The organism is Chryseobacterium sp. MYb328 (assembly GCF_037572595.1).
GTDB classification, from domain to species: domain Bacteria; phylum Bacteroidota; class Bacteroidia; order Flavobacteriales; family Weeksellaceae; genus Chryseobacterium; species Chryseobacterium pennae.
The window spans coordinates 111,596-132,231 of the sequence record NZ_JBBGZQ010000004.1 but is presented as its reverse complement, the minus strand read 5'-3'; the positions used below and the strand labels follow the sequence as shown (position 1 = coordinate 132,231).

The window sequence follows — 20,636 nt, the reverse complement described above, 5'->3', positions numbered from 1 at the left end:
TTACCGGGTTATAGTGGTAATATTAATTTTATCTGTGTAGAAAATGCATCTATTTTATAGCATTCCCAGTTCAAACTTCGCTTCTTCGCTCATCATATCCTTATTCCAGCTCGGTTCAAAGGTAAGTTCTAAATCTACACTTTTTACATTTTCTACCTCAGCTACCTTGTCTTTTACTTCCTGGGGAAGGGTTTCAGCTACCGGGCAGTTTGGAGTGGTAAGGGTCATTATAATTTTTACGTCTGCATCATCGGAGATCTGCACATCATAAATTAGCCCTAATTCGTAAATATCTACCGGAATTTCGGGGTCATATACGGTTTTTAGTACGTTGATGATTTCTTCACCAATGTCTGCAATTTGATCGTCTGTAAATTTCATTTTTTAATCTAAATTGATATTCCTTTTCAACAAATCTTCCTGACGCATACGTCGGAAAATATTTGCCAAAGTTAAGACATCTTTTTCACAATAGTCAACAATTCGCTGCAAGTCTTTTTCTATGTAGTAAATTGATGAAACCATTGAGCCGTCGATATCATCCTTCGGAGTGGGAATACCAAAGACATGAGCCAGTAATTCCAATGATACAAAACTTTTATAATCCCCGAACTTCCAAAGTTCCATAGTATCTATATGAGGGATCTCCCATGGCTTTTTTCCAAACATCTGGAAGGGAGCGGGAGGCTGCATACCGTTGATGAGATATCTTCGTGCAATCCATGGAAAATCGAATTCTTTCCCGTTGTGGGCACAGAGAATCACATTATAAAGTTTTGGACTGTTGAAGAGTTCTCCAAATTCCTGAAGCATCTTTTTTTCATCATGTCCGGAGAAGCTTTTGATCTTTAAGGTTTCATTCTTTTCCACCATTCCGATGGTAATGCAGATGATCTTTCCGAATTCAGCCATGATTCCGGCTCTGTCATAAAATTCAGCAGCAGAAACGTCTTCTTTTCTCTGGAATTTTGTCTTTTTATCCCAAAGATGCTGATCAGTCTCAGATAAATCTTCCCAGGAGCCTGCCTGTGGAACGGTTTCAATATCAAGGAATAAGACCTTTTCTAATGGTATGTTCTGTATCATCGTGTTTTTATTTGCTATCCTACCTGCATTCCGTTTTTGGTGGGTAATGAAGGAGCTAAAAGAGTGACATCGTTTTTATCTTCCCCATATAATCCTAACACTAAACATTCACTGAAGAAGTTAGCAATCTGTTTTTTAGGGAAATTAACCACTGCTAAAATCTGTTTTCCTACCAATTCTTCTTTCTGATAAAGAGAAGTTATTTGTGCAGATGATTTTCTTATTCCCAGATCACCAAAGTCGATTTCCAACTGATATGAAGGATTTCTGGCTTTTTCAAAATCATGTACTGAAAGAATGGTTCCGCATCTGATGTCTATTTTTTCAAAATCTGCCCAGGTTATGTCTGGTTTTACGTTCATGGTACTGTGTTAATTAAATGTTCTACTTCTGTTTTCTGTTCTGCATATTTTTGTTGTAATTCCGAACCTTCACCCATTCTTTTATAATATTCCAAAGCTTTTCCGCCGAAGAATTTTTTATGAAAGTCCGAAACTTCAGGAACCTGTGGGAAAACTTTGTGAAAAAGCATTTCATAGTAAGCCTGAAACTCTCTTTCATTTTTATCCTCAATCAGCTGTCCCGGAGCCTTTTGCCTTACATGAAGCATTTCGTGGGCTACCATATTCAGGACGAGGTTCAGGTCAAAATCAAATAAATTCCTAGGAATCATCACGGTTTGAGGCCCTCCGAGTTCCCCTTCCGCAGTAAGAAGCATCGAAGTAGGAGAGAGTTCTTCCCTGAATCCAAACCCTGCAAAATTGTCATGTTCCAGATCAAAAGAATGGATCAGGTATTTCGCGGCATCCAGAATCTGATTATGTTCTTTATAGGCTTCAAGGTGTAGATTAACCTGCTCGAAATTCATTTGAAGTATGTTTTATAACAAATGTATTAAAATATTGAGAAACCAATTGATAGTCATTCAGAAAATCTAAATTTATCCTTTACTTTGAACAATTAATGTGGTTATTCCAATTTTAGAATTCTTTTCCAACTATTTCCATCAAATTCTAAAACATCATTTGCTCCAATAGACCACATAATTCCATCAGCTGCGGATAGATGATAGCAGGAATCTGGCTCAATATCTTTATCAAAATTAACAGCAACTAATTCTTCACCTATTAATTCATAAATAGTATATAAACTTGAAACGTAGATAGTATTATTAAATTCTACCAACCCCCAAAGGTCTTCATGTTCTGTTTCAATGACTTTCCAATGGTCACCACGTCCCTTAATAATAACTCCAGCCATACCGCATCCGTAGATAAAACCATCACTGGCTGTTCTTATTTTTGTTAAATGATTTTTAATCCCTAATTCTATTTTTCCGAATTGATTACCATCATACATCCAAAGATCACCTTCCCAGCCGGCACAATACACTTCATTATCTGAGAATCCTGCCACAGACTCAAAGCATTTGTCGTATTTTTCTTCGTCTTTTGTATAAATCTGCGCTGTTTCATCCAAACATTTCCATTTGTCCTTTTCTGTTCTCATATAGACCTGTCTGCAGGTACCCACAGCGTAAGCTTTGCCCTCAATAGCATTTATCTCCCTTAAAGGACCTCTTTTTTGGGGACCTCCATTTTCCGTGATCTCTTTTTCAGTTATAATTTCACCTCCGCCAGAGGTTTCTATCTGTCCATATTCACCAAGCCTAATGCATTTTTCTTCCGGATAATGTATAACCGCTTCTGAAACTACCAGCCAATTGAGCAGGTCGCATCCCCAAACACCCCTATCAATTTCAGTATCATATGAATGTTTGCGGCCATCTTTTAATTGCTCGTTATCAACCAGTGAAAGGTAACATAAATCATTATAGCGGACAATGCCGGTTGTAATACTGCAGCCTTTCATAGCTTTTGCAATATCCTCTTGTGTACTCATTAAAATCTGTAATTAAAGTGTTCATGTTTTCTACTAAATGCTGATATATCTTCTTTCGTCACTAAAAAAGTATTTTCATTAGTTATCGGCTATATTATCATTTTTTAGAATTGTTATCTGTTTAACAAATCTACAAAATACAGGATGATGAAGACCTCAGAATATTTTAAAATTATTATAATGGATTTATTGTTTACGACTGTATCCGTTTAAATAAAGAAATCTGTGCCTGTGTTCATTCGTGATTTATATGCAACTTTACCCAAGAAAAACGCATAATAACAAAAGCATGAAGATTACACTGGTAGGCTTTAAAAAAGAAGATCGATTTTCGGTAGGAGTGGCCAATGACGAGGACACAGAATTAATTAACTTTTTAAAAGATAAGGGATTGGATGTTGTTCCTACTATTTGGAATGACACAAATGTAGACTGGAACAGCTTTGATGTTGCCGTTATCAAATCTCCATGGGATTATCATAATCACCTGGCTGAATTTCTGAGCTGGCTGGATTATCTTGAAACCTTAGGCGTTAAAGTTTTAAATCCTGTGGAAATCATCAAATGGAATTCGGATAAACATTATTTGAAAGATATTGCTGATAAGCGGCTTCCGGTTATTGCAGCAGAATATCTGGAAAAAGGATCTTCCTTTAATACCCACTTCTTTGATCTTTTTAATGTAGAAAAATTAGTGGTGAAGCCTTGCGTGAGTGCAGGTGCACAGAATACAGTAACAATCAGCAGGGATAATTTTGATGAACGCTCTAAAGAAATAGACCAATTTCTGAAAGAGCAGGATTATATGGTGCAGCCTTTTGTAGAGGAAATAAAAAACGGAGAATGGTCATTTCTGTTTTTCAACGGAAAATATAGCCACTGTTCCTTAAAAACTCCTAAACAGGGGGATTTCAGGGTGCAGCATTATCATGGTGGAACCATCAGCTATCCAACCCCGGATCCTTTACATATAGAACAGGCAAGTGTTTACTTAAAAAGCTTACCTCAATCTACACTGTATTCAAGAGTGGATGGGGTATTGATCAATAATTCATTTCACTTAATGGAACTGGAGCTTATTGAGCCTTATTTGTTTCTTAATGACAACAATGAATTACAAGAAAATTATTATCAGGCATTAATGACTTTGATTTCCTGATAATTATTTTATTAAGGATGGTCTTCTACGTTGACAGCGTAGAAGACTTTTTTTATCAGGGTTATTTTATAATCTCGTATTTTGAAACTGGAATAATAGCTTTATTCTGAGGAGAATCAATTGTATTGGAGAAAGACAGTCCTCGTTTTGTAGCCTCCAAAAGAAATTCACCACCTGAGAAGGACCCGTCAGAATTATTACTTTCTACTGAATAAATGACTCTTCCAGATGTAAAATTATCATTCACTGTACAGTTGATATTTTTAATCTTATAAATCTGTTCAGATGGCTGTTTCTGAGTGGGCTCCTGTAACACGGTCTTTATGATAGAGTTTATCGGATCAATCGTAATTTCTACTTTAACCGGTTTTTCCTGACGGTTTTTTGTAAAGACCATCTTATCTGATATCAATCTGAGTTTTTGTGTACATTGAATCGGATTTCCTTCCTGGCTGTTGTTGGATATCTGAGCAGATGACAGGATATATCCAAAAAATAATAAACAGATCATATACCATCGGTAATGAAAAAGAATAGGTTTCATAATAACTTATTTTGGTGCTTATATAAAAGTACAATTTATATCAGAATAAAATCGGAAATTTTTAATCTTTTTGTTTGCTTTTCAGTGGATGTAGGATGCAAATAAAAACCGGACCGGAGTTTTTCTCCGGTCCGGTTAAACAAGATTAAGTGTAAAATTTAACCCTTAAAAAGGCAAAAAAGGATAATTCAAATGTTGATTTTTATTGATTGAGCCTTAATCTATGTTTAGGGGGATTGATAGTAATGGAACTTTATTTTTATATGCCATGATGGCTGTCTTGCTTCGGTGAAAAAGAGATTCCACGAGATTGTATCTGTAGGGAACCATGGTTAGCAGATCAGAACTGGTCAGCTTTACTTCCTCTTCAATAGCTTTGATAATTTCAATGGATTGTATCATCTTAAAGCTGTATTTAATATCATCAAGATCATAGCCGGAATTCAGATCAATATCATGAATAACCTCCTCAAAATCTTCCAGTCTTTCACTTACATTAAACACTTCAATCTCCGAATCAAATTCATTAATGAAATAATAAATGTCGTTCATTGCTGACCAGGTGATAGATTTGTGGGTGTCATACGCAAAAAGAATCTTTCGGATCCCTGTATATTCTATATGTCCCGGAATAATCAGTATAGGCTTTTTGATCCTGTGAATAGCTTTGGTTACTGTATTTCCCAACAGCCTTTGTTCAAGCGTCTTTTCAGTCATACCCATGATAATAAAATTACAATTGACAGACTCTATACATTTATTAAGTTCCTCAATAAAATTACCAGAAGCCAGATAATATTCTGTTTTGATGGCGTATAGTGTACTGATTGCATTGGCCTTATCGGTAAGTTTCTTCTGGTTTTTTAGCGTCTGTTCATAGAAGAAATCAGCTGAGGCCTGAGCATTCAGCGCATGAATGGAAATGCTTTGAAGATTGAACAAAACAATATTATATTGGTTTTGTTTAGCCATGGATGCCGCGTAATGAATTGCATTTTCAGCTTCCTGGGAAAAATCTGTGCAGACAATTATTGTTTTCATTGTACCGATTTTGATATTGCAAAACTAGGGTAGAGGTTGGTAGTCTTTTATTAAAAATAGGGTGATGTTGCATAAAATGATGGTGAAATGTATTTTTCAGGTGATGAAACGTTATCTTCATTTGAACAGGTCTATTTTACGTTTCAGGTACAGTTTTGGCGGTCTCGTTAAAAACAGAGGAGACTCTTCTGAAATCTATTTCTATATTTACATTCACAAAATCCCGGATATGAACAGGATTTCTAGTATCAGAAAAAATTTAGTACGGAGTAAAAAGATCCTTTCCACCATGAAAAGGAGATTTGTGATTTGGGCAGTAGCTGTAGTTGCTTTCTGTGGCTTTTCGTATCTTATTGACCCTTTTGATCCGGTTTGGCGGGGATATCTGGAGACCCCGTTAAAAATGATTATTGAGGACGCTCTTTGGATTTTTTTCTTTTCCATCATTATTTCGGAGGTCAGTATATTTATTGATCTGACTCTTAATAAACTGCTTCCGTGGAAGGATAGAACAGTCAAGCGATTATTGATACAGGGGCTTCTTCAGGTTTTAGGAAGCGTACTGATTGTGATGATTATTAATGCCATTGTAGATTGTACTTCAGATAATCTGCCTGAAATGGATTCCCGAAAAGAATATACTCTTTTAGGACAGTGGGTAGCCACTAATATTGTGATTTCGCTTATTATAAGTGGTTTTAATACAGTAGATTATTTACTTCAAAACTGGAAAAGAACGGCTGTAGAAGCTGCCCAGCACAAGCTTAGAGCTTCCAAACATAAACAGGCTGCGATGGTAGCTGAACTTCAGGCCCTTAAACTACAGATAGATCCACATTTTATCTTTAATAATCTTAGTGTACTTTCTGAGCTTATTCTGGAAGACCAGCAGCTGGGGTATGAATATTCGGAAAAATTTGCGCGGGTATATCGGTATTTGCTGGTGAATTCCAAGAAAGATATCATTGCCGTAGAAGAAGAGTTGAAGTTTTTAGACTCTTATATTTTCCTGATTGAAAAAAGGATTGGGGAAGGAGTAATATTTAAAATTGATATTCAGGAAGAATGCAGATCCATGTATACCCTTCCGTTATCCCTGCAGCTATTGGTTGAAAATGCCATCAAGCATAACCAGACCTCAAAGGCAAACCCATTAAAAATTCATGTCTATACAAACCCCGAAAAAGAATTGGTAGTGGCAAATAATTTTTTACCATTGCTCAATAAACCGGATTCTTCAGGAGTAGGGCTTACCAATATTATTGCAAGATATGAGATCCTGGGCTACACAAAACCAATTATAGAACAAACAGAAGATAAATTTATTGTAAAACTTCCATTGATATGAAGATTAATAAAATTTTAATAGTTGAGGATGAAAGACCCAATGCAGACCGCTTAAAAAGGCTGTTGCTAAAGTTAAGACCGCACATTGAGATCCTGTCTGTAGAAGATTCAATAACCTCTACAGTCAATTGGCTGGAAAACAATATCGTTCCGGATATCATTATGATGGATATCCGCCTGGCCGATGGCCTAAGCTTTGAAATTTTTAATAAGCATGAAATTAAAAGTGCCGTAATCTTTACCACTGCTTACGATGAATATGCCGTACAGGCCTTTAAATATAACAGCATAGACTACCTTTTAAAACCGATAGAAGAAGAAGAGCTGGATGCTGCATTGAAGCGGTATGAAACCTTTATGGAAGCAGTGCCTGTAGTGGGGTCAGCGATAGAAGGGCTCCTTAATTATCTCCAGCCTAAAGATTATAGAAAACGGTTCCTTATTGTTCACCGTGATGGATATAAAACGGTTTTGGCAGAAGATATTCTCTACTTCTATACAGAATTGGGAATCAGTAAAGCAATGCTGAATACCGGTGTTGTGGAAAATATCCCACAGACCCTCGAAGAACTCGAAAAGCAATTGGATCCAAAGTTTTTCTTCCGTGCGAACAGACAGTTCATTATTCACATCGATTCCGTCAAGCAGATTTTTAATCATTTTAATGGAAAACTGAAACTGGAACTGAGAAAGCAGCCTGAAATGGAAGTGATTGTAAGCCGTGAGAAAGCCTCTGTTTTCAAATCCTGGATGGATTATTAGAGTAAGGAAGCTGGGGGCTGGAAGAGGGAAGTTATTGCAAACATAAGACAAATGAAGATCATTTTAATTACTTTTTTTTAGAAAGGCTTTAAAATCCTTTTACTCGTGTCAGAAGTTGTATGCAATATAGTAACTTCCAGCCTCCCTCTTCAGTTCCATCCCCATAATAACAAAATCCCCTCACGAATTGCTCATGAAGGGATTATATGAAGAAAAAGCTATGATTTAAACGTTATAAAGGAATAGCATATCCCAAAGAGATTGCAAAACCTCTGTTTTTCACATCTACTCCTTTCTCATCAGAAATATTGCTTAATCCTAAGTTATATCTGCCATCTACAATAACTTTCCCCGGGCCCGCAGGAATTGCTAAACCTGCTCCCATCTGCAATCCGAAATCTACTGATCGGGTTTTACCGTATGCTGCTTTCAATTTATCATTTTTCCCCATTAAAAACCCAATGGAAGGACCTGCATTTACATATACTGGGCCGAAGCTGTATTTTGCCAATACCGGGACTTCTATATAGTTGAAATTGTAGGTCTCACTTCCATAATTGTTTTTAAACTTGGTTCCCTTGCTGATAAAGTTAACTTCAGGTTGTATAGAAAAGTTCTTTATCCCTGTCTGGATATTTACTCCCAAACCAGCCTGGAAGGACGTTTTTGACTTTTCACCATTTACATTTTTAATAGATTGGCTGGCAATGTTAATTCCTGCCTTCGGAATCAGTTCTATCCCTGATTCTTTTTTCGGTTCTGTGGTTTGAGCCTGTACTCCTAATCCTAACACAAGCGCCGTGATTGCTAAAAACTTTTTCATTTGATAAAAATTTAAATTATTGACTTATTTTTTGATGTTTTAATACTGCGAAATTAGGCTGGGAAATACCCTGAGTATGGAATTTTAAAAGTGAAACGTATAAATTGAAACCCCAACCGTATTTTTGAAATATTAAAACGAAAAAGCCCTTTTTTATCGATCCTGATCCTGGAAATAATCGCTTTTCCTTTCATTTTTGGTATCATACGTTTCACCTGCGATTAATTACGTTTCACCTGATTTTTAGATGAATCTCCTTATTATATGAACTTATTTTGCTGCTGTAAAATTTAAAAATAAATGTTATGAACTACAGAAAAGGATATCTGGCACTCTCACTTACGGCTGCAGCAATACTGTATTCCTGCGGTTCAGGAAATAGTCAGGAAAATGCTCAGCAGGTGCAGGCTCTTCCTACAGACTTCATTCAGGTGAAATCCGGGAATGAAGATGTTTCAACAGGATACCCGGGAAGCATAGAAGGACAGGATAATGTAGAGATAAAAGCTCAGGTAACAGGATATCTGGAAGCGGTATACATCAAAGAAGGACAATATGTAAGCAAAGGGCAGACCTTGTTTAGGATTAATCCGTCTGTATACAACGAACAGGTGAATACCAATGAAGCTGCATTGAAATCTGCATTGGCAGCACAGGAAACAGCGAAACTGGAAGTTGAAAAATTAAGACCTCTTGTAGAAGGAAAAGTAGTTTCCGATATGCAGCTAAAAACAGCGCAGGCAAATTTAAAAGCCGCCGCAGCGCAGGTTGCACAAGCTCAGTCTTCATTAGGTTCTTCAAAGATCAATGCTAATTTCACCTATATCAAAGCACCGGTGAGCGGATATATAGGCAGAATCCCAAACAGGGTAGGAAATCTTATCAGCCCGTCTGATGCATCACCATTAACGACTCTCTCAAACATCAGCAGCGTAAATGTTTACTTCTCAATGAATGAAGCAGACTTTATAGCGCATAGCAGAGCAGCTGTTTCAGGAGAAAATGCAGAGAATGTAGAGCTTATTTTAGCAGACGGTTCCACCTATGGCTTCAAAGGAAGATTAGAAAATGCAAGCGGAAACTTCGACAGAAATACGGGAAGCATCCAAATGAAGGCTGTTTTTCAGAATCCTGATAAATTGTTAAGATCTGGGGGAACGGGAAGAGTGATGATCCACAATGCACTGGACGGAGTTGTTAAACTTCCGAAAACATCTGTAAAAGATATTCAGGATAAATTCTTTGTCTATAAACTTGAAGGAAAAGATAAAGTGAAAATGACTCAGATTAAAGTGTCCGGAAGCACATCAGAGGATTACTTCGTGAAGAATGGAGTGAATGCGGGAGATAAAATCGCCATCAACAGGATAGATGCTCTTACAGATGGAGCTCTGGTTGTAGCTAAAGTAGCTCCTTCAAAATAATTTTATAATCATTCTTAGAAATTTCGAAAATGTTAAAAAAGATAATAGACCGTCCGGTACTGGCGACAGTAATATCCCTGATTATTGTCATTTTAGGGATTATAGGATTAAACCAGCTGGCAGTGACCAGGTTCCCGGATATTTCCCCGCCAACCATTACAGTTTCAGGTTCATATCCTGGGGGGAACAGTGAAACGGTAATCCGTTCCGTAGTAACACCATTGGAAGAACAGATCAATGGGGTGGAAGACATGAGCTATATGAAATCTACGGCAAGTAATGACGGAACATTTACTATCTCGGTTATATTCAAACAGGGAGTAAATGCCGATCAGGCCGCAGTAAATGTACAGAACAGAGTACAGCAGGCTACTCCTATATTACCTCAGGAGGTGATAAGAATGGGACTGACGACCTCAAAGCAGCAAAACAGTATGGTGTTGATTTTCAATATTTATACCGAAGATAATAAACAGTATGATGAAACTTTTCTTCAGAATTATGCCAATATCAACCTTATCCCGCAGATAAAAAGGGTAAAAGGTGTAGGTCAGGCACAGATTTTCGGAATTAAAGACTATTCCATGAGAATCTGGCTGAATCCTCAGAAGATGGCCACTTATGGATTAGAACCATCCGATGTTTCGAATGCTATTGCCGATCACAGTTTAGAGTCTGCTCCCGGTAAGTTGGGTGAAGAATCTGGTGCTGCATTGGAATATGTAATCCGATATAAAGGGAAAAAGAACAAGCCTGAACAATATGAGAACATCGTTGTTAAAAATGACGGAACCAATGTGATCAGGCTTAAAGATGTGGCTCGCGTAGAATTTGGTTCCATTAATAACAGTGGAGATAACCTTTCCAATGGTAAAAATGCAGTTACCGTTGCCATTATGCAGACAACAGGATCTAATGCCAATGAAATTGAAATAGGAGTAAACAAGGCAATTGACCAACTGTCAAAATCTTTTCCTCCGGGGATTAAATATACCAAGGTAATGAGTACCAAGGAAAGATTGGATGAAGCAACAGGACAGGTGAAATCTACTCTGATAGAAGCATTTATCCTTGTATTCATTGTGGTATTTGTCTTCTTACAGGATTTCAGGTCTACCATTATCCCGGCCATTGCGGTTCCGGTAGCCATTATTGGTACTTTCTTCTTCCTTTTGGTATTAGGATTTACCATTAACGTATTGACGCTGTTTGCTCTTGTACTGGCAATTGGTATTGTCGTCGATGACGCTATTGTAGTGGTAGAGGCGGTTCACAGCAATATGGAAGGAACAGATCTTTCAGGAAGAGATGCTACGCACAAAGCGATGGGTGAAATTACAGGAGCTGTTATTTCCATTACATTGGTGATGTCTGCTGTGTTTATTCCGATTGGGTTTATGTCAGGTTCTGCAGGGTTATTCTATAAACAGTTTGCTTATACATTAGCCATTGCAATTATCATTTCTGCAGTAAACGCACTTACTTTAACGCCCGCTTTATGTGCTGTATTTTTGAAAAATCACCATGCAGAAGAAGGTGGAAAGAAAAAAGGATTCGGACAGAGATTCGCTGTTGCCTTTAATGCAGGCTTCAATAATATGACCGAACGTTATGCAAAAGGAGTAAGATTTTTAATCGGACGTAAATGGATCGCAGCAGGATTGGTAGCAGGAATTATAGGACTTTCAGCATGGTTGATGTCAAGCACCACCAAGAGCTTTGTGCCTATGGAAGATGATGGGTTCTTCATCTATTCATTAAGCATGCCTCCAGGAACCGGACTGACAAAAACTACAGAAGTATCCAATAAGATCAATGCCATTTTAAAAACGGTAGACGCAGTTCAGGAGAATACTTCCATTACAGGATTTAACTTATTAAGTAACAGTGCCGGACCAGCCTATGCCATGGGATTTGTGAAATTAAAACCTAAAAAAGAAAGAGGAGCTGTTCAGGATATTGACGAAATCATGAATATTGTTAACGGAAAGCTGTCTGTAATCAAAGAAGGAAGTGTAATGAGCTTCAGAATGCCTCCGGTAGAAGGATATGGAGTGACAAATGACGCAGAGATTGTACTTCAGGACCGTATGGCTAGAGATCCGCAGGCTCTTAAGGCAAAAGCAGATGATATAATCGGGCAATTGATGCAGGTTCCTGAAGTTGCTTATGCATACACCATGTTCAGAGCAGATTACCCTCAGCTGGAACTGGAAGTGAACGAAGATAAAGCCAAGCAGTTAGGAGTAAGTATTTCCAATTTATTAAACTCTATACAGACTTATTTCTCAGGGGATCAGTCTCAGAATTTCTCAAGATTCGGGAAGTTTTACAGGGTGAATATTAAGGCTGATGGAGTATTCAGAATGGATGAGCAGGCGTTCAATGATATTTTTGTGAAAAATAATAAAGGAGAAATGGTTCCAGCCAGTACTCTGATTACTTTGAAAAAAGTATACGGTCCGGAATCCGTACAGCGATATAATCTTTATAATTCACTGAACATTAACGTAGTGCCAAAGCCGGGAATCAGTAACGGAGCCTTAATGGATAAAATTGAACCAACCCTGAATAAACTTCCGTCTGACTACAGTTATGAATGGACAGGATTAAGCTTAGAAGAAAAATCAGCAGGAAATCAGACCGTGGTAATCCTTGGATTGTGCTTACTGTTTGTATATCTGCTGCTTGCAGCACAATACGAAAGCTACATACTTCCGTTAGCGGTAATGCTTTCCATCCCAACAGGAGTTGTAGGAGCATTCCTGGGTATCAAAGCAATAGGGTTGGATAACAACATCTATGTACAGGTGGGATTAATCATGCTTATTGGTTTGCTGGCGAAGAATGCGATCCTTATCGTAGAATTTGCGGTCCAAAGGCGGAAATCAGGACTTTCTATTCTGGATTCCGCATTGGAAGGAGCGAAAGCGAGATTACGTCCGATCATCATGACCTCATTGGCCTTTATCGTGGGAATGATTCCACTGATGATCTCTACTGGAGGAATGGCTTCAGGAAATAAATCCATCAGTGTGAGTGCTGCCATAGGAATGCTGAGTGGAGTGGTGCTGGGAGTATTTGTAATTCCTGTACTGTATATGTTCTTCCAATACCTGGATGAGAAATTTTCATCCAAAAAGAAGTATCCTGTAATCCAAAACCAATTGACAAATGAGAATATTTAATATAAAGAATTTCCTTATCTCAGGCGCAATGGCATCAGTACTGGTGTCCTGCGCTGTGGGAAAACCCTATGCAAGAACAGATCTTCAGGTACCGGAAACCTATAAAGAATCCATACAGGTAACAGGAGATACAGTAGTGCTTCCATGGAAAACGTTCTTTAAAGACCCTAAACTGATAGGGTTAATAGATAAAGCTTTAAGCAGAAATAATGAAGTAAATGTTGCATTAAAAAATATTGAACAGCTGGACCTGATTTATAAGCAGGCTAAGCTGTCCCTTCTTCCCACACTGGATTTCAGTGCAGGAGCCAACAGAAGCTGGGCTTCCAAAAATACCCTGAACGGATCCCTTAATGAACAGTTCGTAGGTACAAAATATATGGATGATTTCAGCGCCAGTCTGAGACTGACCTGGGAAGTTGATATCTGGGGAAAAGCTAAAATGCAGAAAGAGTCTGCCGCTGCTGAGTATTTCGCTCAGAAAGAAAATCTGAATGCCATAAAAAGCAGGATCGTTGTTCAGGTAGCTCAGGCATACTATAACCTGATAAGTCTGGATGAGCAGATGAAAATTGCGGAACAGAATATTGAATTAAGCAACAGTACCCTTAAAATGATGGATCTACAGTTTAAGGCAGGACAGATCAATTCACTGGCAGTGCAGCAGTCAGAAGCGCAGAAGAAAACTGCTGAACTTTTGATTCCTCTGGCAAAACAGAATATATCCATTCAGGAAAATGCGTTGAGCATTCTTTGTGGTGAATATCCGAACAAGATAGAAAGATCAGGAAATCTGAAAATGATGATTCCTGGAAATAAACTGTCAGAAGGAATTCCTGCACAATTATTGAGCCGAAGACCCGATCTGAAAATGGCAGAATTCAACGTCATCAGCCTGAATTCAAAAACAGGATTGGCTAAAGCTGCAATGTATCCCAGTATCAGTCTGAGCCCGCAGATTGGAGTTAATTCTAATAATTTCAGCTCATGGTTTGATATTCCGGGTTCTATTACAAAAGCTGTTGCTGCTAACCTGGCAGCCCCACTTTTCCAAAAGAAACAATTGAAAACCGCTTATGAGACGGCATTGATTGAACAGGAAAAAGCGGCGATCAACTTTAAACAGTCTGTAATGACGGCTGTAGGAGAAGTTTCTGATGCTATGGCAAAAAATCAGGGAACCTCAGATAGACTGCAGCTCTTGGAACAGAGAACAGCCATTTTAGATAAAGGAATTGGTGATGCTTTAAAACTGTACAAAAGCGGAATGGCAACCTATCTTGAAGTGATTACAGCTCAGAATAATAAACTTCAGAATGACCTGGAAGCTATTAATGTAACACTGGAAAGATTAAATGCCGAGGTAGACCTTTACCGCGCCTTGGGCGGTGGAACAGAATAGAATGTAGAAGGTAAATGATAGAAAAAATGCAGCTGTATCATACGGCTGCATTTTTTATTGATTGAAGGTAAAACCGAAGTTAGTCTAAATAATTGTGAGGATAAGTAGTCTGCCCGAATTTTCTGTCGGTTTCTTTTAATAACGCGATCCTTTCCGGAGTCATTTCAGGGACAGGTAAAAACTCTCCTGGTTTTGCCGGAGTTCCTATCTCTCTGAATACCTGTTCAAGCCCTGCCGGAACCACGGTACACAACATACGGGCATAGCTATCCGAAACATTTTTAAAACAATGAACAGAGCCATTCAGTGGGATATTCACGAAACCACCTTTCTTCAAAGTTGTTTTTCCAGCTTCTGTTTTAAACTCCAGTTCGCCCTCCATAAGGTAAAACATTTCCTGAGTGGCAGGATGGGCATGAGGTGGAGGTCCGCCACCCGGAGGAACCAGCATTTCTATAACGGCATAGGCATTATTGGTTGTTTCCCCTGAAACTACGATCCGGTAATTTCCACCTGCCACGCCAAGGGTTTCTCCCTGATCATGACTGACAATACTGATATTACTTTTCATAAGATAATCTTTTAGTGAGATATTTTATTGATTTGATTACCACTGTACATACCGCCATCATAATAAGGAGAGCGGGTATCTGTAACAAAGAGGACAAGCTCTGCTTTATCTTGAGTATTAAAACGGATAGATTCTCCTTTCACAAATACACTTTCACCTTTGCTTAGACTAATAGTATCATTCACTTTTAAACTACCCTGAAAAACATACAAAAGAGTACCAAAGTCTTCTCCGAATGTTTCAGGAAGTGAAAAATCCTGTCCTGGAGTAATCTGCATATCATATATCCAGGTATTGCTGCTTAGCTGAAGCTTGGTTTTGGAAGCGTCGGGTGAAGCAATCAGCCTCCATTGATTCATGCTGTGAACCTTATCCAGCTCCTGAAAAATAACTTCCGGCTTAGCATCTTTTTCTCCCGGACGGATAAATATCTGAAGCCCTTCCTGCTCGTCCAATATAGCCTCTTCGTGGTAGAAAAGCTGGCCGGCCTTCATCAGCATCAAACGGTTAGGTGTGATGAATTCAGTAAAACCTTCCGAGTCTGTATGCTTTACTTTACCTGTTCTGAAGTAGGAAAGAATATCATCGTTGATATGGGGGTGCATTTTGATAACCGCACCTCCATGAATATGAGCCTGATCAATACGTCCGATGCTGTAATATCCTGTGTCATTGTCTGTAAGGTCTAATCCGGGATATAGAATTGAGATATGAGCATTGCCCATTTTTTTAGAATTATCTATTTTTTTCAACATGTTCTTTATTTTTAATAAGTAAATTACACAAACTGTCCGATTTTGGAGATCACTTCTTCAAATACGATCTGTACTGTCTTTTCTCCATCTTCCGTTGCCCAGCTGTCAATCATATCAGCAACAAGTTGGTTGATAGTAGTAGTGCGTACACCTGCTTTTTCCCATGTCTGTTGAGCCACATCATCTGCAATCTGAGTAGGAGAGCCTCCTGCATCTATCACGACCTGTACATCAAAACCTTCTTCTATCATAGATCGGGAAGGGTATACAATGCATACATCATGGGTAAGACCAGCCATAATTACATTTTTTCGGTCTCCGGCTGCTTCCAGGACTGCTTTTTTGAAGTTTTCATCCTTCCATGCATTGGTTATTCCTTCACGCTTTACCCTTTGAGCATATTCATCAGGTAAAATCTCTTTGAGCTCCGGAATAAGCATTCCTTGGGTACGATCTTCCTGGCTGCTCGTTAAGACTACGGGAATATTCAGTGCTTTTGCAATTCTTGCCAGTGCTATAGTTCTGCTGATGATCATTTCTTTCGGTCTGTTGGCACACCATTGCAGAGTTCCTGTTTGGTGGTCAATAAGTAGCATAACAGTATCTTCTTTTCTAAAATGTTTCATTGTGTATAAATTTAGGGTTTACAATTATTAGGTAGTCATATCCTATTGTTAATTTTATCTTTAGGGTTATTGATTCGACAAATTGTAAAACACTAAATTAATTGATACATCATATATGGAAAAGGGCTGCGAGTAATATGCTTTGGTCAGATAGTAATATTATACTTGCTTTAAATTATTATTTTAAACATACTGTTGGATTTCCTGAATGTAATTACGGTATTCAGTGGGATTTGTTTCTGAATATTTTTTAAAATATTTTCCAAATGTACTCGGGTCAGGAAAATTTAAATGTTCGGCAATGGTTCCGATACTCATTTCTTCCTTTTGAAGCAGGATTTTGGCTTCCAAGATAATTTGGTGTTGTATCCATTTCCCTGGGGTACGTCCGGTTTCTTTACGGATAATCTGGCTGAGATATTTAGGATGAATATTCAGGAGATCTGCATAGAACTGCAATTCTCTTTGCTGGGTCGCATACTCGGTTACTGCTTTTCTGAATTGCATACTAAGGCTGTTTGTAGATGGAGTGATATCTCCCTGTTCAGTACGGATGCTAGCCGTAATATTAACCAGAGAATACACAGCACCATGTACAATCTCTTTATGGAAAACAGATCTGGGTGGCGTATAGGAGCTTATTATTTTGAATATAGATTTGATATGCCCAGCCTCTTTTTTCCTGAGTTGAACAATAAAAGTTCCGTTTCCAGACAGATCCGAAAATCCCTTAAGAATATTATTTTCGATGATCTTTTCCTGTAAGAAGTCTTCAGAAATCAGAATACTTTCCGCTTTGTAGGGAAGTTCCGGCGTTTCCCAGTTTTTGATGGAAACCGGGTCCGCAAACACTATTGCAGGGGCTTTTACCTCATGACGGATGAGGTTGCTGTGAATCACAAGTTCTCCCTCTTTTAAAAATCCTATACAATAATAATTGGAACGGTAGGGCTCAGTAAGACTTTCTGAAATTCTGAAATCCGGGACATGTATATACCCTTCCTGAAGAGTAAGGTCTTTGAAATTATCGGTTAAATTCTGTAGAGAAATCTGTTTAATACTTTCCATAAACTAAACATCTTAGAAGAAAGATCTGATGATATTAAAGATACAAATTTTAGGTTAAAAATGATTGTTATTTGAACGACTTAAAAATATGAATTTCCGAACAATCATCATTTTTTTATAGAAAAAACATTTATTTGAATTGAATTTTTAAATCACTAAATCAGTTAGTTATGAAAAATGTTTGTTTTTTTTGAAAAAAGCATGCAAGATTTCCGGAAAAGGAGATTTATATCAATGAGTACTCAAAATAATTAATGTTTAATGAAAAAAATAATGCAATGAAAAAATTTACAGTATCTCAATTTTTAACAGCTATCTTAATTGTATTGACAGGTTTCACTTTGTATTCATGCACCGTTGATGGTCCGGAAATTCGTCCGGTAAAACAGGAGGATGTGATAGGAAACTACAAAGGGAGACTCATTACTGTACAGGGAGAGAGCAAAACAGAAAAAATAAAGAATTTTAAAGTCAAAAAAGATACGGTCATGTTTGCAGAATTTCCAGTAGATGAAATTGTGAAAACAGTAGTAAAAGACCCGGTAAAAGCAGAGATGGCCATCAAGGCACTGGGAAAGGTGAAATATGATATACAATATACCTCTTCGGTAAATGTAGCCAGTAATGTGATAGAATTGTCTTTGGTTCCAAAACCGATGGAAATCAGAATACCAGTAGATGGAACAACAAAAAAAACAGAAGTGGTATTAACGGCTAAGCAGAAAGGATTTTATGTAGGGATGGATGGCTCTATGCGATTTGTTTTGAATGCAGAGAAAATTACCGTAGACGGTACAGTACTTGCCCCTTATGAAGCGATTAATTATAATTTTCCATTCTGTGTAAAATATTAATTAATGGTTATTACTATAAATAGATTGTATTTATACGATGCAATCTATTTTTGCTTTGAAATTTAAATCAATATCGTATACTGGAGCAGTACATGGGAGAAAGTAAAGAACAGATTTTGATAGGCCGCCTTCTGCAGAAGGAGGAAGCCGCCTGGAAAGAGCTTTTTGGAGCTTATTCAGGTAATCTGACCTATGTATGCTCACGGTATATTTCTGAAAAGGAAGATGTGCATGATGTACTTCAGAACAGCTTTATCAAGATGTTCCATTCAATAGAGTCGTTCGAATATAGGGGAGAAGGTTCTCTTAGGGCATGGATCACCAGGATTACAGTGAATGAGTCACTTAAGCATATCAGACAAAACGGAGATTTTAAATCTTCTGTTGAGGTGGAAGATCTTCCCGATCTTCCTGATGATGATGAACCGGATTTTGAAGAAATTCCGAAAGATGATATTATGGGATTGATCAGATCTCTTCCTGACGGATACAGAACCGTTTTCAACCTTTATGTGTTTGAACAGAAAAGCCATAAAGAAATTGCATCCCTGCTGGGAATCGCCGAAAATTCTTCTGCATCACAGTTTCACCGTGCAAAAGGGTTGCTGGTTCAGAAAATAAAGGAATTTAAAATGTCAAAAAAAGCACAATATGAATAACGAGTGGCTCAATACCCTGCGAAGCAGAATGGAGAACCATGAAGAAGAGGTTCCGGAAGGATTGTGGGATGACATCAGCGATGAACTGTTCTCGGGAGAAGAGGAGAATAAATTGATGCCAGGCTTTATTCCTGCAACAGATGCTGAAAATAAAGGAGAAAAGATAGCTAAAACGAAACCGGATATAAAGAGCTCATGGTTGTATCGTATCGGAGGTATTGCAGCAGCAGTTCTGATCTTTATGATGATGAAAATGCTGCCGGAGGAGAATCAGAAGAAAATCTTGCAGAATCCATCAGATTCGAACAAAAAAACAGGGGCTGGTCTGTCTTTGAATAATGCAGGGAATCAGGAGAATATAGAGGTTGGAGAGAAATCAAAGACGGAGAAGGCTTTAACTCAGAATAATGTTAATACAAGACATGCTTCTGTTCAAAAGATTACATCTAAAGAATCTGGAAAAAAAGAAGAAGGATATTATGAAAATACTCAGGACATCATAAAAATACCTGAGGTGATGAAGCCAATAGTTTCTAAGGAAGAGAATAAAATGACGGAAATGCCTTTAGCTGATAATAAAGTAAAAGATGAAGGTGTCGAAAAAGAGATTGATAGGGTAGAGCAGGGATTGCCTGAAAAATATGCAGATAATACCACAACTAAAGTAATAAAATCCCGGTCTGAAAAGAAATGGATGCTGAGTATGCTTACTGGAAACGCATCCTCCAACTCTTCAGAACAGCAGTTTCATGGGTATGCCTCCATGGATGGAGCGCCAATGAATATTGAAGAAGTTTGGAGCGCCTCCGAATATGTAGATGATCCTATGACCCAAATATTACTGGCCAATCAAAGTAAACCGGTAGAAGCGAGGATCAGGCATAAGATTCCGGTAACCTTCGGAATGTCTGTGTATTATAGTTTGGGAAAAAAATGGGGAATAGGAACAGGATTGAATTATACCAAACTGTCTTCTGAGCTCCATTCAGGCAGTAATGACAATTATATTAAAGGAGAGCAGACCGTTCACTATATCGGAATTCCTGTTCAGATCAATTACAATGTATTTCAGAAAGGAAGATTTACAGGATATATCACAGGAGGAGCTATGGTGGAGAAGCCTATATCAGGAAACGTTACCACCAGTTATGTAGTACACGATAAGGTAAAGGAAACTTTCAGAGAGGATATAGATCATAAGCCACTGTCGCTTTCAGTAAATACTGCAGCAGGAGTTCAGGTAAAGCTGGTTAATCGATTGGGAATCTACGCAGAACCGGGGATCGGATATCATTTCAGGGATGAGAAGTCTCCCAACACCATTTATAAGGAAAAGCCCCTGCATTTTAATTTGAAATTCGGGATCAGATTGTTGATTGATTAATGCTGATGACTTTTAAAACAGAAATCAACCTTAAATGTCAA

At 38.0% G+C, this 20,636-nt stretch carries 21 protein-coding genes; 9 read left to right on the top strand and 12 right to left on the bottom strand.

Annotated elements, in window-relative coordinates; all coding sequences use genetic code 11:
* Positions 1-54: 54 nt before the first annotated feature.
* The 5 genes from WH267_RS06230 to WH267_RS06210 form a co-directional block, all read right to left on the bottom strand.
* The gene (locus tag WH267_RS06230; RefSeq protein WP_047098097.1) at positions 55-381 is read right to left on the bottom strand and encodes an SUF system Fe-S cluster assembly protein; all 327 of its coding nucleotides are present in this window, start codon (positions 379-381) and stop codon (positions 55-57) included.
* 3 nt (positions 382-384) lie between these two features.
* Positions 385-1,086: a 3'-5' exonuclease gene (locus WH267_RS06225; RefSeq protein WP_340006602.1), complete on the bottom strand. Its 702-nt coding sequence runs from the start codon at positions 1,084-1,086 to the stop codon at positions 385-387.
* Positions 1,087-1,100: 14 nt separating this feature from the next.
* Positions 1,101-1,448: a tRNA-binding protein gene (locus WH267_RS06220; RefSeq protein ID WP_340006599.1), complete on the bottom strand. Its 348-nt coding sequence runs from the start codon at positions 1,446-1,448 to the stop codon at positions 1,101-1,103.
* Positions 1,445-1,954, bottom strand: a complete 510-nt coding sequence (locus tag WH267_RS06215) for a hypothetical protein (protein ID WP_340006598.1) — start codon at positions 1,952-1,954, stop codon at positions 1,445-1,447. The genes WH267_RS06220 and WH267_RS06215 overlap by 4 nt, the downstream gene beginning before the upstream one ends.
* A 101-nt stretch (positions 1,955-2,055) precedes the next feature.
* Positions 2,056-2,988 (bottom strand): hypothetical protein, encoded by a 933-nt coding sequence (locus WH267_RS06210; RefSeq protein ID WP_340006596.1) that lies wholly within the window; start codon positions 2,986-2,988, stop codon positions 2,056-2,058.
* Positions 2,989-3,277: 289 nt separating this feature from the next.
* Between WH267_RS06210 and WH267_RS06205 the strand changes: the two genes are divergently transcribed.
* A complete protein-coding gene (locus WH267_RS06205) occupies positions 3,278-4,147 on the top strand; it encodes an ATP-grasp domain-containing protein (protein ID WP_340006594.1) in 870 nt (289 codons plus the stop codon).
* 61 nt (positions 4,148-4,208) lie between these two features.
* Here WH267_RS06205 and WH267_RS06200 read toward each other — a convergent pair whose 3' ends face one another.
* On the bottom strand, positions 4,209-4,691 hold the full coding sequence (locus WH267_RS06200; protein ID WP_340006588.1) for a hypothetical protein: 483 nt from the start codon (positions 4,689-4,691) through the stop codon (positions 4,209-4,211).
* A 216-nt stretch (positions 4,692-4,907) separates the two neighbouring features.
* Positions 4,908-5,732 (bottom strand): universal stress protein, encoded by an 825-nt coding sequence (locus WH267_RS06195; RefSeq protein WP_340006584.1) that lies wholly within the window; start codon positions 5,730-5,732, stop codon positions 4,908-4,910.
* A gap of 103 nt (positions 5,733-5,835) precedes the next feature.
* Here WH267_RS06195 and WH267_RS06190 point away from each other — a divergent pair, with 103 nt between their 5' ends.
* Positions 5,836-7,080 (top strand): sensor histidine kinase, encoded by a 1,245-nt coding sequence (locus WH267_RS06190; RefSeq protein ID WP_340006580.1) that lies wholly within the window; start codon positions 5,836-5,838, stop codon positions 7,078-7,080.
* Entirely contained in the window at positions 7,077-7,841 is a 765-nt protein-coding gene (locus WH267_RS06185; RefSeq protein ID WP_340006578.1) for a LytR/AlgR family response regulator transcription factor, read from the top strand. The genes WH267_RS06190 and WH267_RS06185 overlap by 4 nt, the downstream gene beginning before the upstream one ends.
* Positions 7,842-8,073: 232 nt before the next feature.
* On the opposite strand, the gene WH267_RS06180 is transcribed toward WH267_RS06185, so the two are convergent.
* Positions 8,074-8,664, bottom strand: coding sequence for a porin family protein (locus tag WH267_RS06180; RefSeq protein ID WP_340006575.1), 591 nt, complete (start codon positions 8,662-8,664; stop codon positions 8,074-8,076).
* A gap of 305 nt (positions 8,665-8,969) precedes the next feature.
* On the opposite strand from WH267_RS06180, the gene WH267_RS06175 reads away from it, so the two are divergent.
* The 3 genes from WH267_RS06175 to WH267_RS06165 are packed head-to-tail and all read left to right on the top strand — an operon-like array spanning position 8,970 to position 14,678.
* Positions 8,970-10,088 carry an efflux RND transporter periplasmic adaptor subunit gene (locus tag WH267_RS06175; protein WP_340006571.1) on the top strand — a complete coding sequence of 373 codons (1,119 nt, stop codon included), beginning with the start codon at positions 8,970-8,972 and terminating at the stop codon, positions 10,086-10,088.
* Between the two features lie 29 nt (positions 10,089-10,117).
* Entirely contained in the window at positions 10,118-13,276 is a 3,159-nt protein-coding gene (locus WH267_RS06170) for an efflux RND transporter permease subunit (RefSeq protein ID WP_340006568.1), read from the top strand.
* Positions 13,263-14,678: a TolC family protein gene (locus WH267_RS06165; protein ID WP_340006567.1), complete on the top strand. Its 1,416-nt coding sequence runs from the start codon at positions 13,263-13,265 to the stop codon at positions 14,676-14,678. Before WH267_RS06170 ends, WH267_RS06165 begins: the two co-directional genes overlap by 14 nt.
* Before the next feature lie 79 nt (positions 14,679-14,757).
* Here the strand turns inward: WH267_RS06165 and WH267_RS06160 are convergent, their stop codons facing one another.
* From WH267_RS06160 to WH267_RS06145, 4 genes are all read right to left on the bottom strand, one after another.
* Entirely contained in the window at positions 14,758-15,249 is a 492-nt protein-coding gene (locus WH267_RS06160; RefSeq protein WP_340006566.1) for a cupin domain-containing protein, read from the bottom strand.
* Positions 15,250-15,260: 11 nt separating this feature from the next.
* Positions 15,261-16,004 (bottom strand): pirin family protein, encoded by a 744-nt coding sequence (locus WH267_RS06155; RefSeq protein WP_340006564.1) that lies wholly within the window; start codon positions 16,002-16,004, stop codon positions 15,261-15,263.
* Positions 16,005-16,027: 23 nt separating this feature from the next.
* The gene (locus WH267_RS06150; RefSeq protein WP_123320339.1) at positions 16,028-16,630 is read right to left on the bottom strand and encodes an isochorismatase family protein; all 603 of its coding nucleotides are present in this window, start codon (positions 16,628-16,630) and stop codon (positions 16,028-16,030) included.
* Positions 16,631-16,813: 183 nt separating this feature from the next.
* On the bottom strand, positions 16,814-17,698 hold the full coding sequence (locus WH267_RS06145; RefSeq protein WP_340006560.1) for a helix-turn-helix domain-containing protein: 885 nt from the start codon (positions 17,696-17,698) through the stop codon (positions 16,814-16,816).
* A gap of 278 nt (positions 17,699-17,976) precedes the next feature.
* Here WH267_RS06145 and WH267_RS06140 point away from each other — a divergent pair, with 278 nt between their 5' ends.
* The 3 genes from WH267_RS06140 (at position 17,977) to WH267_RS06130 (ending at position 20,595) form a co-directional block, all read left to right on the top strand.
* Entirely contained in the window at positions 17,977-18,552 is a 576-nt protein-coding gene (locus WH267_RS06140) for a DUF4840 domain-containing protein (RefSeq protein WP_340006559.1), read from the top strand.
* Positions 18,553-18,644: 92 nt separating this feature from the next.
* On the top strand, positions 18,645-19,211 hold the full coding sequence (locus WH267_RS06135; protein WP_115968439.1) for an RNA polymerase sigma factor: 567 nt from the start codon (positions 18,645-18,647) through the stop codon (positions 19,209-19,211).
* Positions 19,204-20,595, top strand: a complete 1,392-nt coding sequence (locus WH267_RS06130; protein WP_340006556.1) for an outer membrane beta-barrel protein — start codon at positions 19,204-19,206, stop codon at positions 20,593-20,595. The genes WH267_RS06135 and WH267_RS06130 overlap by 8 nt, the downstream gene beginning before the upstream one ends.
* The last annotated feature ends 41 nt before the right edge of the window (positions 20,596-20,636 follow it).

Excerpts from the sequence above, each read along its gene's own strand:
- WH267_RS06230 (WP_047098097.1), bottom strand. The coding sequence starts at position 381 with ATGAAATTTACAGACGATCAAATTGCAGACATTGGTGAAGAAATCATC.
- WH267_RS06225 (WP_340006602.1), bottom strand. The coding sequence starts at position 1,086 with ATGATACAGAACATACCATTAGAAAAGGTCTTATTCCTTGATATTGAA.
- WH267_RS06220 (WP_340006599.1), bottom strand. The coding sequence starts at position 1,448 with ATGAACGTAAAACCAGACATAACCTGGGCAGATTTTGAAAAAATAGAC.
- WH267_RS06215 (WP_340006598.1), bottom strand. The coding sequence starts at position 1,954 with ATGAATTTCGAGCAGGTTAATCTACACCTTGAAGCCTATAAAGAACAT.
- WH267_RS06210 (WP_340006596.1), bottom strand. The coding sequence starts at position 2,988 with ATGAGTACACAAGAGGATATTGCAAAAGCTATGAAAGGCTGCAGTATT.
- WH267_RS06205 (WP_340006594.1), top strand. The coding sequence starts at position 3,278 with ATGAAGATTACACTGGTAGGCTTTAAAAAAGAAGATCGATTTTCGGTA.
- WH267_RS06200 (WP_340006588.1), bottom strand. The coding sequence starts at position 4,691 with ATGAAACCTATTCTTTTTCATTACCGATGGTATATGATCTGTTTATTA.
- WH267_RS06195 (WP_340006584.1), bottom strand. The coding sequence starts at position 5,732 with ATGAAAACAATAATTGTCTGCACAGATTTTTCCCAGGAAGCTGAAAAT.
- WH267_RS06190 (WP_340006580.1), top strand. The coding sequence starts at position 5,836 with ATGAAACGTTATCTTCATTTGAACAGGTCTATTTTACGTTTCAGGTAC.
- WH267_RS06185 (WP_340006578.1), top strand. The coding sequence starts at position 7,077 with ATGAAGATTAATAAAATTTTAATAGTTGAGGATGAAAGACCCAATGCA.
- WH267_RS06180 (WP_340006575.1), bottom strand. The coding sequence starts at position 8,664 with ATGAAAAAGTTTTTAGCAATCACGGCGCTTGTGTTAGGATTAGGAGTA.
- WH267_RS06175 (WP_340006571.1), top strand. The coding sequence starts at position 8,970 with ATGAACTACAGAAAAGGATATCTGGCACTCTCACTTACGGCTGCAGCA.
- WH267_RS06170 (WP_340006568.1), top strand. The coding sequence starts at position 10,118 with ATGTTAAAAAAGATAATAGACCGTCCGGTACTGGCGACAGTAATATCC.
- WH267_RS06165 (WP_340006567.1), top strand. The coding sequence starts at position 13,263 with ATGAGAATATTTAATATAAAGAATTTCCTTATCTCAGGCGCAATGGCA.
- WH267_RS06160 (WP_340006566.1), bottom strand. The coding sequence starts at position 15,249 with ATGAAAAGTAATATCAGTATTGTCAGTCATGATCAGGGAGAAACCCTT.
- WH267_RS06155 (WP_340006564.1), bottom strand. The coding sequence starts at position 16,004 with ATGTTGAAAAAAATAGATAATTCTAAAAAAATGGGCAATGCTCATATC.
- WH267_RS06150 (WP_123320339.1), bottom strand. The coding sequence starts at position 16,630 with ATGAAACATTTTAGAAAAGAAGATACTGTTATGCTACTTATTGACCAC.
- WH267_RS06145 (WP_340006560.1), bottom strand. The coding sequence starts at position 17,698 with ATGGAAAGTATTAAACAGATTTCTCTACAGAATTTAACCGATAATTTC.
- WH267_RS06140 (WP_340006559.1), top strand. The coding sequence starts at position 17,977 with ATGAAAAAATTTACAGTATCTCAATTTTTAACAGCTATCTTAATTGTA.
- WH267_RS06135 (WP_115968439.1), top strand. The coding sequence starts at position 18,645 with ATGGGAGAAAGTAAAGAACAGATTTTGATAGGCCGCCTTCTGCAGAAG.
- WH267_RS06130 (WP_340006556.1), top strand. The coding sequence starts at position 19,204 with ATGAATAACGAGTGGCTCAATACCCTGCGAAGCAGAATGGAGAACCAT.